Raw genomic sequence first — 14,817 nt, forward strand, 5'->3', positions numbered from 1 at the left:
CCCCGGATGCCCGCCTACCACTGGCGTGAAACAGGAGGACTCCATGACCAGAACGCTGATCGTGGTGGATATGCAGGTGGATTTCTGCCCCGGAGGACGGCTTGCCGTTGCCGGAGGGGACGAGATCGTTGCACCGATCAACGCCATGATGCCGGATTTCGATACGGTCGTGCTGACGCAGGACTGGCATCCGGCGAACCATGCCAGCTTTGCCGACAACCATCCGGGGGCCGAGCCTTTCTCGTTGACGCAAATGGAATACGGGCCGCAAGTCCTGTGGCCCGCGCATTGCGTCATCGGCACGCAGGGCGCGGAATTCCACCCCGATCTGGACACCCGCCGCGCCGATGCAATCATCCGCAAGGGGTTCCGCGCCGATATTGACAGCTATTCGGCGTTTTATGAAAACGACTACAAGACGCCGACCGGCCTTGCGGCATATCTGCGCGAGCGCCATCTTGAGGACCTGTATTTCGTGGGTCTGGCCCATGATTTCTGCGTTTCATGGTCGGCGGTGGACGCGGCCCGTCTGGGTTTCAGCGTCACGGTGATCGAAGATGCCACCCGCGCCATCGACCTGAACGGTTCGCGCGAGGCAGCACGCAACAACATGCGCGATGCGGGGGTGCAACTGGTATGATGACGGCGACTGTGGATATTGCGACGCGGGTCTATAACCACAAATGGAAGATCGACCCGATCGTGCGGTCACTGATCGACACGGATTTCTACAAGCTGCTGATGTGCCAGTCGGTGTTTCGCAATCGGCGCGACACGCATGTCACCTTCAGCCTGATCAACCGCTCGTCCAAGATCCGGCTGGCCGATCTGATCGACGAAAGCGAATTGCGCGAGCAGTTGGACCATGTGCGCGGCCTGTCGCTGACGCGCGGCGAAAGCACATGGCTGCGCGGCAATACGTTCTATGGCAAGCGCCAGATGTTCCGTCCCGACTTCATGGAGTTTCTGGAGAACCTGCGCCTGCCCGCCTATCAGCTTGAAAAGCGTGACGGGCAATATGAGCTGACCTTTGAAGGCAAATGGGCCGAGGTCATGCTTTGGGAAATCCCGGCACTGGCCATCATCATGGAGCTGCGCTCGCGCGCCGTGCTGAAGGACATGGGTCGGTTCGAATTGCAGGTGCTTTACGCCCGCGCCATGACCCGCCTGTGGGAAAAGATCGAGGCGCTGCGCGAGCTTGGTCCCGATCTGCGCATCGCCGATTTCGGCACGCGGCGGCGGCACAGCTTTCTGTGGCAGGACTGGTGCGTGCAGGCCATGATCGAGGGGCTGGGCGACAGTTTCACCGGCACCTCGAACTGCCTGATCGCCATGCGCCGCGACATCGAGGCGATCGGGACCAATGCGCATGAACTGCCGATGGTCTATGCCGCGCTTGCCAATAACGATGCCGAGCTGCGCGAAGCGCCTTACCGCGTTCTGGCCGACTGGCACGAAGAGCATGACGGCAACCTGCGCATGATGTTGCCCGATACCTATGGAACCAAAGGGTTTCTGGAAAAGGCCCCGGACTGGCTGGCGGGCTGGACCGGCATCCGCATCGACAGCGGCGATCCCGCCGAGGGCGCCGAGACGGCGATCCGCTGGTGGCAAAGCCGGGGCGAAGACCCGCGCAACAAGCTCATCATTTTTTCCGACGGGCTGGATGTCGCAAAGATCAAGGAACTGTTCCTGCGCTTCCAGGGCAGGGTCAAGGTCAGCTTCGGCTGGGGCACGCTTTTGACCAATGACTTCCGCGGGCTGGTTCCGGGCGACGGGCTTGCCCCATTCTCATTGGTCTGCAAGGCGGTCGCTGCCGAAGGGCGCCCGACCGTGAAGCTGTCCGACAACCCCGAGAAAGCCACCGGCCCCGCCGATCTGATCGAACATTACCGCCAGATCTTCGACGTGGGCCAGCAGGAACGGCTGGAAGTCGTGGTCTAAGCCGTCTGCGCGGGATCGACCGCGCAGATATTCGCCTTACAGGCTATCACGCCAGCGGTTGACCAAGGGGTAACGGCGATCCAGCCAGAACGCCTTGGTCGAGATGCGCGGACCCGGCGCTGCCTGATACCGCTTCCACTCGCTGCCATAAAGCAAGGTCTCGACCTTCTTGACTGTGTCGGGATCGAAGCCCTGCGCAACCAGATCCTTCAGCGCCAGATCCTTTTCGACCAGCCCCTCAAGGATGGCGTCCAGCACCTCATAGGGGGGCAGGCTGTCCTGATCCTTCTGGTCGGGGCGCAGTTCTGCCGAAGGTGGCTTGGTGATGATCTGCGGCGGCACCACTTCGCCCGCCGGGCCGCGCATCCAGTCGCGGTGATTGTCGTTGCGCCAGCGGCAGGTCTGGAACACGCGCGTCTTGTAAAGATCCTTGATCGGATTGTAGCCGCCCGCCATGTCGCCATAGATCGTGGCATAGCCCACCGCGACCTCGGATTTGTTGCCGGTGGTCAGCAGCAGCTCTCCGAATTTGTTGGACAGCGCCATCAGCATCACGCCGCGCAGGCGGGACTGGATGTTTTCCTCGGTCGTGTCGGGCCTGGTGCCCTCCATCAGATGGGCCAGTGCCTGACCCACCGCGTCGCGCGCCCCTTCGATATGGACCGTGTCCAGCCGCACGCCCAGACGGGCCGCGCAATCGGCGGCATCGTCCAGACTGGCCTGCGAGGTGTATTCGCTGGGCAGCATGACGCAGCGCACGTTTTCCGGGCCGATCGCGTCGCTGGCAATGGTCGCGACCAACGCGCTGTCGATGCCGCCCGAAAGCCCCAGCACCACCTTTTTGAACCCGGATTTGCGCATGTAGTCGCGCAGCCCCTCGGTCATGGCGCGGTAATCCTGTTCCCATTCGTCGGGCTGGTGATCCATCCGACCGGGAACCGCGCGCCAGCCCTGCGGCGTGCGTTCGAAATCCAGATGCTCGATCATCTCGTCGAAGGGTGCCATCTGCATGACCTTGACCGCGCCGCCATCCTCGCCGGGGTTCAGCACGAAGCTGCCGCCGTCGTAAAGCTGGTCATCCTGTCCGCCGACCGAATTCAGATAGACCAGCGGCAGGCCGGTTTCGACAACGCGCGCGACCATATGGCCCATGCGCAGGTCCAGCTTGTTGCGGTGATAGGGGCTGCCGTTCGGGACCAGCAGGATCTCGGCCCCGGTTTCGGCCAGCGTCTCGGCGACCTCGGGCCACCAGGCGTCCTCGCAGATCGGGCTGCCGATGCGCAGACCGTTCAGGGCATAGGGGCCGCTGATTGGACCGACATTGAACAGCCGCCACTCGTCGAAAAGTTGCTTATGCGGCAATTCGTGTTTCAGCACGCGGGCCACGATCTTGCCGTCCTTGAGGACGTAATAGGCGTTGTAAAGCCGGTCTTCCTCGGCGAATGGGCCGCCGATGCCGATGGCGGGGCCGTTGGCGCAGTCCTGCGCCAGCCTTTCGATCTCGGCCATGGCGTCTTCGGTAAAGGCGGCTTTCAGCACCAGATCCTGCGTCTGGTAGCCGGTGATGAACATTTCGGGCAAAGCCAGCATGTCGGCACCCGCCGCGCGGGCCTGTTCCCACGCCACACGGGCTTTTGCCGCATTGCCGGGCAGATCGCCGACGGTGGGGTTCAACTGTCCAAGGGTGATGCGGAATCTGTCGGCCACGTCATGATCCTTCCCGGTTTCGCCCTGTTGATAGGCGAGCCGGAGCGAAAGGGAAAGTCGGGCTTTGCGCCGCGCGGGTCCATGCGGTAAACCTCGCGCAAAAGCAGCTATAATGCGAAAGGGCAGGAGCGATGAAGGCAGCCACGGTCGCTTGCGCGATCTTCCTGGCCGGGACCGGAATGGCCGCGGCGCAAGGCGTCGTCACCAAGCAGTATGACGACGGCGCGATTTACGAAGGCACCTTTCGCAACGGCAAGCAGCACGGGCGCGGCACATACAAGCTGCCCTCGGGCTATGAATATACCGGCGATTGGGTCGAGGGCGAGATCCTGGGACAAGGCAGCGCCAAGTTCCCCAACGGCTCGGTCTACGAAGGGGCGTTTGCCAAGGGCAAGCCTAATGGCCGGGGCAAGATCACCTATGCCGATGGTGGCACCTATCAGGGCGACTGGCGGGACGGCCAGATCACCGGGCAGGGAGAGGCGCATTACGCCAACGGTTCGGTCTATAAGGGTGGCTTCGTCAATGCGCTCCATGACGGGCAGGGCGTGCTGACGCAGGATAATGGCTATCGCTACGAGGGCGGCTGGAAACAGGGCGTCAAGGAAGGCCGGGGCAAGATCAGCTATCCCGACGGCTCGACCTATGAAGGCGAGATGAAGGCGAACCAGCGGTCCGGGACGGGCAAGCTGACAATGGCGGACGGCCTGACCTATGAAGGCGGCTGGTCTGCGGGCCAGATGGCGGGGCAGGGCAAGCTGACCCAAGCCAGCGGCGATGCCTATGAGGGGCGCTTTGCCAATGGGCGTCGCGAAGGGCGCGGCATTGCCACCTATTCCAACGGCGACCGCTATGACGGTGATTTCCGCGCCGACCGCCGTTCCGGTCAGGGCACGTTCACCGGCACGGACGGCTATGTCTATGCTGGCGATTGGGTCGAAGGCCGGATGGAGGGGTTGGGGCGCATCACCTATCCCGACGGCTCGATCTATGAGGGCGCGCTGCGGGCCGACATGCCCGAAGGCAAAGGGCTGATCACCTATCCCGACGGCTCCAGCTATGACGGCGACTGGCTGGCCGGCGTGATTGAGGGGCAGGGCGTTGCGAAATACGCCAACGGTCTGGTCTATGAAGGCGGCTTCAAGCGGGGCCGCAACGAAGGGCAGGGCCGCATGACCTATCCCGACGGCTATGTCTATAACGGCGCATGGCGCGACGGGCAGCGGCATGGCCAGGGTCAGGCGACCTATGCCGATGGCACGACCTATGACGGATCGTTCGTGGACGGGCTGCGGCATGGGCGCGGGCGCCTGATCGCGCCCGACGGTTTCCGCTATGAAGGCGGCTGGACCGGCGGAGAGATCGACGGCGAAGGCGTTGCGACCTATGCTAATGGCGATGTCTATACCGGCCATTTCGTCGCCGGAAAGCGTCAGGGCGCGGGTGTCATGCGCTATTCGACGGGACAGGTCGCCGAAGGGCAGTGGAACGACAACAGCCTTGCCACTCCGGTCAAAGGGGCCGCGCCCGAAGCTGCCGCCCCACCCGAAGGTGCCGTGCCGGACGAACCCGCAGCCAGCCCGCCAGCGCCCTAGATCACCGCGCTGGCTGCGCTTTCGGGCCAATGGGCAAAGGGCAGCACGCGCCCGTCTTCGCGGCTTTCGCGGACCTTTTCCAGATCGACCTTGGCCTTGACCCAGCCGCATTGGTCCATCTCGCCCTCGGCCAGAATGCCGCTTTCGGGCCAGACACCATCCGAAGGCGCATAGATCGCGGCCCTGCCGCGGTTTTCGTCGATCGCGGGGTTCCAGTCGCACAGGCCCACGGTGGGCGATTGCACGACGATGCACTGGCTTTCCAGCGCACGTGCCATGGACCCGATGCGGACGCGGTTAAAGCCCGCAACCGTGTCGGTGCAGGACGGAACCAGAATGATTTCGACCCCGGCCTCGGCCAATTGGCGGCCCAGCAGGGGGAATTCGCTGTCATAGCAGATCAGAACGCCCAGCTTGCCCACGGGCGTGTCAAAGACGCGCAATCCCGGCGCGGCCTGCACAAACCATTCTTCGCGTTCGAAGCGGGTCATGATCTGCTTGTCCTGATGGCCGATGCGACCTTCGGGCCCGAACAGCACGGCGCGATTCACCGGGCGCGCCGCGTCGAAATGCGGGGCGGATGCGGCAAGGATATGTATGCCATGCGCGGCGGCCAGTTCGGCATGAAGCGCGTCGCGGGCCTCGGCATGGCGCGCGACTTCGTGCAGCGATGCCTCCAGATCGCCCGCGACCTGCTTTCCCCCCAACGAGGCGAGTTCCATCGCCCCGTATTCGGGAAAGACCAGCAGGTCGCAATCAGCAGCCTTTTCGACCCAACGGGTCAGTTTGGCACGGTAGGCGTCAAAGTCGTCGAACCAGTCGAATTTGTATGCGGCGGCGGCGATCTTGATTTCGCGTGTCACAGGGTTTTCATCCAGAATTGCAGCGGTTTCTTGGTCGAGACCGGCGCGTCCACATCCTTCCAGTCGAACTCTGCGACGACGCCGGAAAGCGGCTCATAGCCCCTTTTGCGCCAGAAGTCATCCAATGGGCGGTAATCCGCCGGTCGCAGCGGGTGGTTTGCGGGCCGCTGCACGCTGCAAAATGCGCTGTAACGCCTGCCAAGCGCGCGGGCCTGCGCCTCGCGCCCGTCGAAAAACGCATGGCCCAGCCCATGACCGCGATAGGCGGGCAGCAGGACGGATTCCGCGCAGTAAAAGATTTCTTCCAGCCTTTCCGGTCGGTTGGCAAAGGCGGTGGCGAAATCGCCCGCATGGTCCTCCATCGGGGCACCGGTCGAGGCGCCGACCATGCGGTCGTCGTCGTCATAGGCCGCGACGACGACCGAACCGGGCGATTGGTAGACCTTCAAATATTCGCGTTCATAGGCGTGATCGCCTTCGTAAAGGTAAGGCCAGTCGCGAAAAACCGCGATCCGCAGCCGTGCCAGATCATCCAGCACGGCCCCCACCGATTCGCCGGTCAGGATGCGGGTTGTAATCACCCGCAGACCTGCGCGGTCCAGTCGGCAAGGTTGTAATAGGTCGTGACGCGGGCAATCTTGCCGTCGCGCACGGTAAAGAACGCACCCGCAGGCAGCACGTATTTCTGGCCCCTGGCTTCGGGCAGACCTTCATCGGTCTTCAGATAGGTGCCGTTGACCACGAATTCCGCCGCCGCGCGGTCGCCAAGCTCATTGGCGAAAACCACGATGTCGGTCAGCAATTCCTTGTAGCTGTCGGTCATGTGGGCGTTGAATTCGCGAAACTTGTCCTTGCCGCGGCGGATCTGGCCTTCGTTCACGTGATGCTCGATCTCGTCATGCAGATAGGTCAGCATTTCGTCGGTCCGCCCCGCGTTAAAGGCGTCGTAATAGGCGGTGATCAGGGCTTTGGTGTCCATCGGATCCTCATATCGCTGCGCGTCGGGTGTAACGCGCATGGCGGGGTCCGTCACCTACACCCTTTGGCTGATGCGGCGCTGCGGTTCCACATTCCCATTGGACACAAGGTGATGTAGCCAAGAGCGGTCACCCGAAGGATCGGAAAACAAATGATTCCTGCGATGCCAGCCCGCCATATCGACTGTTTTAAAGCCTATGACGTTCGTGGCCGTCTTGGCATCGAACTGGACGTGGATATTGCATGGCGCATCGGGCGTGCCTTTGCGCAGACCCGCGCCGCGCGACTGGTGATCGTGGGGCGCGATTCCCGCGAAAGCTCGCCTGCGCTGGCCGAGGCGCTGATCCAGGGCCTGACCGAAGGCGGGGCGGATGTGCGCGACCTTGGCCTTGCCGGGACCGAGGAAATGTATTTCGCCACCGCACATTACGGCGCGGATGGCGGGATCGAGGTGACGGCTTCGCACAACCCGATCGACTATAACGGCATGAAGCTGGTCGCGGCAGGTGCCGCCCCGCTGGACCCCGACACCGAATTCGCCGATCTGGCGGCACTGGCCCGGTCCGGCGCGTTCGAGCCTGCGGACCGCATCGGCGTCATCACCCCGTTTCCCGAAGCGCGGTCGGCCTATGCCTCGGCCCTGTGCGATTTCGTCGATGTCGCGGCTCTGAAGCCCTTGAAGGTGCTGGTCAATGCCGGGAATGGCACGGCTGGACCGACCTTTGACGCCATTGCGGCCGAACTGGAACGCCGTGGCGCGCCCTTGCGCTTTATCCGCGTGAACCACGACCCCGATGCCAGCTTTCCCAATGGTATCCCGAACCCGCTTTTGCCGGAAAACCAGCCGATGACCTCGGATGCGGTGCGCGAATACGGGGCCGATCTGGGCGTGGCGTGGGATGGCGATTTCGACCGCTGCTTTTTCTTTGACGAAACCGGGCGCTTCATTCCCGGCGAATATATCGTGGGGCTGCTGGCCTCGGTCTTTCTGAAGAAACATCCGGGCGAAAAGATCGTCCACGATCCCCGCGTGGTGATGAACACCCGCGCCATGATCGCCGAGGCGGGCGGGCAGGCCGTGCAGGCCCGCACCGGCCACGCTTTCCTGAAACGCGCCATGCGCGATACGGGCGCGATCTATGGTGGCGAAATGTCGGCCCACCATTATTTCCGCGATTTCCACTTCGCTGATAGCGGCATGATCCCGTGGCTACTGGTGGTCGAGCTGATCTCGCGCAGCGGTCAGTCGCTGGGCGGGCTGCTGTCCGAACGCATCGCGGCCTACCCCTCGTCGGGCGAGATCAACTTTCGACTGGATGATCCCGATGCCTCGATCGCCCGCGTGCTGGAGCGTTTCGGCCCGCAAGCGGCATCGCGCGATGATACGGACGGCATCAGTCTGGAATTCGAGGGCTGGCGCTTCAACCTGCGACGTTCGAATACCGAGCCCGTGGTGCGGCTGAACGTTGAATCGTCTGGGGATGTCGCACTGGTCGATGCGCGGGCGGCGGAAATCGGGGCGTTGCTGGGCGGCGTCTAGTCGCCCACGATGTCGGGGGGCACGCGCAGGATCGCTTCGTGCATGGCGATGGCTTCGTCCAGATTGTGAAACAAGGTCAGCGTGCCGCGATCCAGAACCGCGCCCATATTGCACATCTGCCGGATCATCGGCATCGAGTGGCTGACCACGATCGCGCCGGACTTGCTCATGCGTTCGTTGAAGACGCGCTGCGATTTGGCGCGGAAATCGGCATCGCCTACGCTGGTCACTTCATCGACCAGATAGGTGTCGAAATAGATGCCCATGCTGGTGCCCATCGCAAGCCGCGATTTCATGCCGGATGAATAGCTGTTGACCGGCTGGTGGTAATGCTGGCCCAGTTCGGCGAAATCCGCGACGTAATCGACCAATTCATCGGTATCGACGCCATAGATGCGCGCGACGAAACGCACGTTCTGCGCGCCCGAAAGTTCGCCGTGAAAGCTGCCCGCAAAGCCCACCGGCCATGAAATCGTGCCGTCCGACACCACCCGCCCCGATGTCGGCGAGACGGTGCCGGCAATCATCCGCAGCAGCGTCGATTTCCCCGCGCCGTTCCGCCCCAGCAGCGCGACAGATGCGCCGGTCGGAAACTCGGCATTGATCTGGTCGGCCACCAGCATCTCGCGCCCTTTCAGGCGATATTGCTTGGTCAGGTTTTCCAGCCGGATCATGGCTCAGGCACGATCCCGGATGCTGTAATAGATCAGCGCGATGATCGACCAGCAGGTCAGCAGCAGCCCCGCAACCACGAACAGCAGCCACGGCCGGTTCGGCGCCTGCGAGCTTTGCGCGATCTTGGGTTCTATATGGGCGGCAAGATAGCGCGATTTGCGCCGCGCCTCGGCCATGGCCGCCTCATAGGCGACGCGGGCAGCGCGGTAAGCGCCTTCGGCGAATTCTCGGTCTACCATCAGCTTTTCATATTCGGCCATCAGCGCGGAATAGCTTTCGCCGGTCGGACCTTTGCCATCTGCGCCAAATTTCTGGCGTTCGCTGTCGATCAGGCGGCGTAGGGCATCAATCTTTTGCTGGGATTGCGTGACGCGGTGATCGGTCGGGCGCGCATTGTCCAAAAGCAGGTCATGGGCCACCAGCGCCTCGGCCAGCTGTGCCTGCAGACCGCTCAGCACGCCCATCTGGCTGGTCAGGTCGGCCTGCGGATCGACGATCTGCGTGCGCATGCGGAACTGGGTCATGTCCTGTCGGACCTGCGTCAGATCCTGACGGGTCTGTTCCAGTTCATCCCGCGCCAATCGGGTGGAATCGTTTCGCGCGATCGATGACAGCTCATTGATCTTGTCCGAGCTTTGCTGGAACACCGCCGCCGCGATCTGCTGCGCATCCTCGGCCGTGAAGGCGTTGATCTTCAGCGTGATCAGGTCGCTTGAGGTGTCGTAAAGCACCTTGACCTGACGCGACCAGTAATCGGTCAGATCCTCGATCTGGCCGTCGGGGTCATAGGCAAAGACGAAATCATGCGGCCAGTCTCGCGAGAATTTCTGCCGCAGATCAAGCTGGGCATCGATCTTTTCCACCATGTCCTGACTGCGGATATATTCGTAAAGCACATCCGTATCGGACGGGCCCGAACCGCCTGCCAGCGGGGCCAGCCCGCCCAGCAGATCAATGGCGGGGCTGATTTCCTCTTTGTGGACGGAAAAACCCACGGTCGAGACATATTGATCGGTCGCACGCGCCCAAAGATACCACGCCCAAAAGATCGTCGGCAGCACCACGATCCCCAGGAAACTGGCCAGCAACAACCAATGCCGCTTGCGAGGATTTGCCGCAGGGACGGTCGGGCGGACATTGGCGGGCGCCATGCCGCCGGGCGCACGCGGCGGGGCAGGGGGCGGGGCCGACGGCCGGACCGCGGGGGGCTGCGGCGCACCGGCAGGCACGGCGCGCGGCATCGGCTTTACCGGAATGGGCTGGGCCTGCACCGGCACCGCTTGCGCTGCGGCCGATTGGGATGCGGATTGCGCCTGAAAGGGGCGGACCACCGGGCGGGGGGTTGCCTGCATCGGCTGGATGCGCGGCTGCGCCGGAAACGGGCGCGCGGGCTTGGCTGCCCCGTCCCCGCCAGCGCCCGGCGCGGACATATTGGCAGCCGTTTCGACAGGGGCGGCTCCGCTGGTGCCGATCCGGCCATTGCCCGGCCCCGTCTGGTCAGTGGTTTTGCTCAAAGCCGTGGCGCTTTCGCTGGTTTACCTTTTCCGCGCATTTGTTACATATTGCCGCTCGTCAAGACCAGCCTTTGCGATCAAATGTCCGAGATGACGCGCGAACACTCTACGCCCCAGCACCCCTACCGCAAAGGGCCGCGCCTGCGGACGATGCGGATTTTGTTCGCGCTGATGCTGCGCGAGATGGCAACGACCTATGGCCGCTCGGCCGGGGGATATATCTGGGCAATTGTTGAACCGGTCCTGGGCGTCGTGCTGCTTTCGGTCGTTTTCAGCATGGCCCTTGCGCGTCCGGGATTGGGAACGAACTTTCCGCTGTTCTACGCGACGGGTTTTCTGCCGTTCACGATGTTTCTGGATCTGTCGGGCAAGGTCGCATCCTCGGTCCGCTATTCGAAGCCGTTTCTGGCCTATCCCAGCGTCACCTATATCGATGCCATGCTGGCCCGGATATTGCTGAATACGCTGACACATATCTCGGTCATGGCGATCGTGATCGGTGGCATATTCTTCCTTTACCAGTTGCCGCTGGTCGTGAACCTTGCCGAGATATTCGAGGCGATCCTGATGATCGTCGTCTTTGCCGTCGCGGTGGGCACGCTGAATTGCTATCTGATGACCGCCTTTCCGGTATGGGAACGTGCGTGGAACATCCTGACCCGACCGCTGTTCCTGATGTCGGGCATTTTCTTCCTTTACGACATGATGCCGACCGCCGCGCAGGACATCCTGTGGTATAACCCGGTGCTGCATTGCATATCGCAATTGCGGCGGGGGGTTTATCCGACCTATCAGGCCAGTTTCATCGAACCGGCCTTTGTTTTCGGGATCGCCGCCGTGCTGCTGGTGTTCGGCTTGCTGTTGCTGGCCCGCAACTATCGTGACCTGCTTGAGCGTTAAAGCAGCAGGTCGTTTTCCCCGATTGCCCTGATCGGGCCAAGCGAGATGGTCAGGTCCGCACGCCCATCCGCGTCCAGATCGACCTGAACCAGCCGTCCCGTCGCTTCGGTCCAATAGCTGCGTAGTTCGGGGCCGTCACCCGAAAAGCCTGCGCCTCCGACGAAATCCAGCCCCAAACCGCGAAAGTCCAGCAGGTCGCTGCCGGGGATGAAATCAGCGATCATGTCGGTCGAGCCGTCGAAATCCAGCGGGTTCACAAAGACGAATGTGTCGCTGCCTGCACCGCCGATCAGTCGATCATTGCCGCCACCTGCAATCAGGCGGTCATTGCCCGTGCCGCCATCCAGAATGTTATGGCCGTGAAGATCGTTCAGCACGTCATTTCCGGCACCACCCATCAAGGTGTCGTTGCCCGTGCCGCCCACCAGCATGTCGTTTCCGGCCTCGCCCATCAGGATGTCGTGACCGTCATGCCCCTCCAGCCGGTCATTGCCCGCCCCGCCCCAGATCCGGTCGCTTCCGGCCTGCCCGGCCAGCGTATCGTTTCCGTCATGGCCAAGCAGCGCATCGTTCCCGCCGCCGCCAAACAGCGCGTCATGCCCCGCCTCTCCCCATAGGGTGTCATTGCCGCTGTCGCCCGCGAGCCGGTCATTTCCCGCGCCGCCGTTCAGCATATCGTTGCCGGACTGTCCCCACAGGGTGTCTTCGCCATCGCCGCCGATCAAAGTGTCATTGCCTGCACCGCTAATCAGCCGGTCGGCCCCCGCATCGCCGCGCAGCACGTCATTGCCCGCATCGCCCAGCAGCGTGTCATTTCCGGGTCCGCCATACAGCAGGTCATTGCCCGCCCCGCCCGCAATCCAGTCGTTCCCGCCATGCCCCCACAGCCGGTCGTTACCGTCGCCGCCGTCAAGCGAATCGTTGCCGTCGCCGCCTTGCAGGACGTCGTTCCCGGCATCGCCGAAAATCGTGTCATTGCCCGCGCCGCCGTTGATGCTGTCATCGCCCGCACCACCCCAGATGCGATCATGCCCGCCTGCGGACAGGATGCTGTCGTTGCCCCCCTGACCAAGCAGCGTATCATTGCCGTTCCCGGTCACGATGCGGTCATTGCCCAGCCCTGCCCAGATGGCGTTATGGCCGATGCGGTCGTCGATCAGGTCGTCGCCTTCCTCGGCGTGGATGCGGTCATTGCCGGCCTCACCATAGATCGTGTCATTGCCGCCGCCGCCGTGGATCGTTTCATCGCCATTCCCTCCTCGGATCAGATCGGTCCCGCCGCCGCCAAGGATCAGGTCGTTGCCGTCATTTCCCCAAAGCTGATCGTTGCCCGCGCCGCCGTTCAGCGTGTCATTGCCCGCGCCGCCCTGCATGATGTCATTCCCGTCGCCCCCCTGCAGCAGATCATGGCCCGCCAGCCCATACAGGTTCGAGCCGTAGCGCCCCGCGTTCAGCCTGTCATTCCCGACCGTGCCCGTGACGTTCGTGCGCATGTTCGGAGGATCGTAATGACTGATCGGAAACAGCGAATTGTCGAGATCCCCGGCCTGAAGCCCGCCGCCGTCACGGGTATGTATCCAGACCACGCTATTGCCGAAGAATATCTTGATCCCGTCGCGCTGCGGGCTGAAGACCAACTGCGACACGCTGCGGATCATGCCCAGACTGGCCAGATCCAGACGATCCACGCCCGGTTCGTAATCCCTGATGATGATGCGGCCATTGACTTCGGCGGCGACGAAAAGGTCGGCACCTTCGCCGCCGGTCATCTGCACCGAGGCTGTGCCCGCAATCAGGATGTCGTCGCCCGCGCCGCCGATCAGGGCCCGTGTCTGCGGTCCGGCGCGCAAAAGATCGGCATCCGCCGTCCCCTCGATCCGGCCTTCACCGGTGACGGCGGTGCGTCCGATCGCTCCGGGATCGAAGACAAGCTGGGTGATGCCCTTTTCCGTGCGCGACGCGACAAAGACCGCGATCTTGCCGTCGATCTCCATGGCGGCGATTGCCGATACGTTGGCCAGCGCCCGGTCATTGCCATCGGCCAGCGTTGCCAGATGCAGCAGATGCCCGTCGGGCATGATGGTGAAAACCGATATGCCGTCATCGCCGCCGCCCGCAAAGATAAAGGCACGGCCGTCCAGCATCACCGTCTCCAGCGCCGTCACGGCATGAAAGCGGGTGCCCAATTCGTCGATGATGTGATCCACCGGCTCCAGCCTGCCGTCATAGGTCACGCGCATCGTTGTCAGGGATGAGCTTTGGGCCGAGCCGACGATCAGATAGGTCACGCCCTGCGTCGTCACCGTGGTGATCTGCGTCGGCGCGTTCAGCCCTAGCCCGCGATCCGCCCAAAGGACATGTGCAGCGCCCAGCGAACCATTGGCATTCATCCCCTGGATCGCGACATGGTTTCCCAGCCCCGAGGCGGTCAGCATGAAGCTGCGCGCACCCAGCGTCACCACCTGCATGTCGTCGATCTGCGTGCCGCGCAGACCCTGACCCCAGGGCAGGTCCGACCGACCGATCTGGGTCACGCTGCCATTGTCGTTGATGTGCCAGGTTTCAAACGATGTGCGATTGTCGCGGGCGGCGTAAAGGAAATCGCCCGATGCCGTGCTGAACGATCCCAGCAAGGTCACGTCCCGACCCAGCGCCGCGCCGCCGTGCAGGGCGATGCTACCCGCCAATCCGCCTGCAGCATCCAGCATCGCGCCGCTGGCCAGCCCATTTGCCAACCCTGCGCCAAAGATCGCGGCCCCCGCCGCAAGATCGACCAGCGCCGCGTTCGGCCGGTCCAGATACCCCATCTGCGGCCCATAGGCGCGGGCCGATGTCAACTCGATCGCGTGATCCGCCGACCTGATGCGATAGGCGGCGATGCCCCCGCCGATATGGGTCACGCTGTATAGCGCATAACCGGCGTCGGCCCGAAAGGCGCGCAGATCCGATATATTCGTGACGAATGAGGTATCAGCGCCGAAATAGGTCGCGACGTGACGATAGCTGAGCATGGGCCTGCGGACGGTCGTGAAAATCTGCCCAAAGGCTAGCTGCCCCGCGTTTAACAAAACCTTTAACTTCGCGCGCTAATTACCGCGCAT

At 63.0% G+C, this 14,817-nt stretch carries 12 protein-coding genes; 5 read left to right on the forward strand and 7 right to left on the reverse strand.

The window, feature by feature from the left end; genetic code table 11:
- Positions 1–43 precede the first annotated feature (43 nt).
- Both pncA and pncB read left to right on the forward strand, forming a co-directional pair.
- A complete protein-coding gene (gene pncA, locus FN835_RS09990) occupies positions 44–640 on the forward strand; it encodes a bifunctional nicotinamidase/pyrazinamidase (protein WP_142663075.1) in 597 nt (198 codons plus the stop codon).
- Positions 637–1,944, forward strand: a complete 1,308-nt coding sequence (gene pncB, locus FN835_RS09995) for a nicotinate phosphoribosyltransferase (RefSeq protein ID WP_142663076.1) — start codon at positions 637–639, stop codon at positions 1,942–1,944. The genes pncA and pncB overlap by 4 nt, the downstream gene beginning before the upstream one ends.
- A gap of 36 nt (positions 1,945–1,980) precedes the next feature.
- Here pncB and FN835_RS10000 read toward each other — a convergent pair whose 3' ends face one another.
- A complete protein-coding gene (locus FN835_RS10000; protein WP_142663077.1) occupies positions 1,981–3,651 on the reverse strand; it encodes an NAD+ synthase in 1,671 nt (556 codons plus the stop codon).
- A 131-nt stretch (positions 3,652–3,782) separates the two neighbouring features.
- On the opposite strand from FN835_RS10000, the gene FN835_RS10005 reads away from it, so the two are divergent.
- Entirely contained in the window at positions 3,783–5,246 is a 1,464-nt protein-coding gene (locus FN835_RS10005) for an MORN repeat-containing protein (RefSeq protein ID WP_142663078.1), read from the forward strand.
- On the opposite strand, the gene FN835_RS10010 is transcribed toward FN835_RS10005, so the two are convergent.
- Genes FN835_RS10010 through FN835_RS10020 form a run of 3 tightly spaced genes read right to left on the reverse strand, consistent with a single transcriptional unit; the run spans position 5,243 to position 7,088 of the window.
- Entirely contained in the window at positions 5,243–6,097 is an 855-nt protein-coding gene (locus tag FN835_RS10010; RefSeq protein WP_142663129.1) for a carbon-nitrogen hydrolase family protein, read from the reverse strand. The genes FN835_RS10005 and FN835_RS10010 overlap by 4 nt on opposite strands.
- Before the next feature lie 8 nt (positions 6,098–6,105).
- The gene (locus tag FN835_RS10015; RefSeq protein WP_142663079.1) at positions 6,106–6,690 is read right to left on the reverse strand and encodes a GNAT family N-acetyltransferase; all 585 of its coding nucleotides are present in this window, start codon (positions 6,688–6,690) and stop codon (positions 6,106–6,108) included.
- On the reverse strand, positions 6,687–7,088 hold the full coding sequence (locus FN835_RS10020; protein WP_142663130.1) for a ketosteroid isomerase-related protein: 402 nt from the start codon (positions 7,086–7,088) through the stop codon (positions 6,687–6,689). Before FN835_RS10020 ends, FN835_RS10015 begins: the two co-directional genes overlap by 4 nt.
- Before the next feature lie 162 nt (positions 7,089–7,250).
- Between FN835_RS10020 and FN835_RS10025 the strand changes: the two genes are divergently transcribed.
- Positions 7,251–8,627 carry a phosphohexomutase domain-containing protein gene (locus tag FN835_RS10025; protein ID WP_142663080.1) on the forward strand — a complete coding sequence of 459 codons (1,377 nt, stop codon included), beginning with the start codon at positions 7,251–7,253 and terminating at the stop codon, positions 8,625–8,627.
- Here the strand turns inward: FN835_RS10025 and FN835_RS10030 are convergent.
- Together FN835_RS10030 and FN835_RS10035 are read right to left on the reverse strand one after the other, a co-directional pair.
- Positions 8,624–9,301: an ABC transporter ATP-binding protein gene (locus tag FN835_RS10030; RefSeq protein ID WP_142663081.1), complete on the reverse strand. Its 678-nt coding sequence runs from the start codon at positions 9,299–9,301 to the stop codon at positions 8,624–8,626. The two genes, FN835_RS10025 and FN835_RS10030, sit on opposite strands and share 4 nt — an antisense overlap.
- Before the next feature lie 3 nt (positions 9,302–9,304).
- Positions 9,305–10,816: a KpsE/RkpR family capsule polysaccharide export protein gene (locus FN835_RS10035; RefSeq protein WP_246098698.1), complete on the reverse strand. Its 1,512-nt coding sequence runs from the start codon at positions 10,814–10,816 to the stop codon at positions 9,305–9,307.
- 150 nt (positions 10,817–10,966) lie between these two features.
- Here FN835_RS10035 and FN835_RS10040 point away from each other — a divergent pair, with 150 nt between their 5' ends.
- Positions 10,967–11,716 carry an ABC transporter permease gene (locus tag FN835_RS10040; RefSeq protein ID WP_142663082.1) on the forward strand — a complete coding sequence of 250 codons (750 nt, stop codon included), beginning with the start codon at positions 10,967–10,969 and terminating at the stop codon, positions 11,714–11,716.
- Here the strand turns inward: FN835_RS10040 and FN835_RS10045 are convergent.
- Entirely contained in the window at positions 11,713–14,727 is a 3,015-nt protein-coding gene (locus FN835_RS10045) for a calcium-binding protein (protein ID WP_185958642.1), read from the reverse strand. The two genes, FN835_RS10040 and FN835_RS10045, sit on opposite strands and share 4 nt — an antisense overlap.
- Positions 14,728–14,817: the final 90 nt, after the last annotated feature.

The sequence above is a fragment of the Paracoccus laeviglucosivorans genome, assembly GCF_900182695.1.
Lineage (GTDB): Bacteria > Pseudomonadota > Alphaproteobacteria > Rhodobacterales > Rhodobacteraceae > Paracoccus > Paracoccus laeviglucosivorans.

Coding starts and splice junctions, on each gene's coding strand:
- FN835_RS10045 (WP_185958642.1), bottom strand. CDS start 14,727: ATGCTCAGCTATCGTCACGTCGCGACCTATTTCGGCGCTGATACCTCA.
- FN835_RS10005 (WP_142663078.1), top strand. CDS start 3,783: ATGAAGGCAGCCACGGTCGCTTGCGCGATCTTCCTGGCCGGGACCGGA.
- FN835_RS10030 (WP_142663081.1), bottom strand. CDS start 9,301: ATGATCCGGCTGGAAAACCTGACCAAGCAATATCGCCTGAAAGGGCGC.
- pncB (WP_142663076.1), top strand. CDS start 637: ATGATGACGGCGACTGTGGATATTGCGACGCGGGTCTATAACCACAAA.
- FN835_RS10025 (WP_142663080.1), top strand. CDS start 7,251: ATGCCAGCCCGCCATATCGACTGTTTTAAAGCCTATGACGTTCGTGGC.
- pncA (WP_142663075.1), top strand. CDS start 44: ATGACCAGAACGCTGATCGTGGTGGATATGCAGGTGGATTTCTGCCCC.
- FN835_RS10040 (WP_142663082.1), top strand. CDS start 10,967: ATGCGGATTTTGTTCGCGCTGATGCTGCGCGAGATGGCAACGACCTAT.
- FN835_RS10020 (WP_142663130.1), bottom strand. CDS start 7,088: ATGGACACCAAAGCCCTGATCACCGCCTATTACGACGCCTTTAACGCG.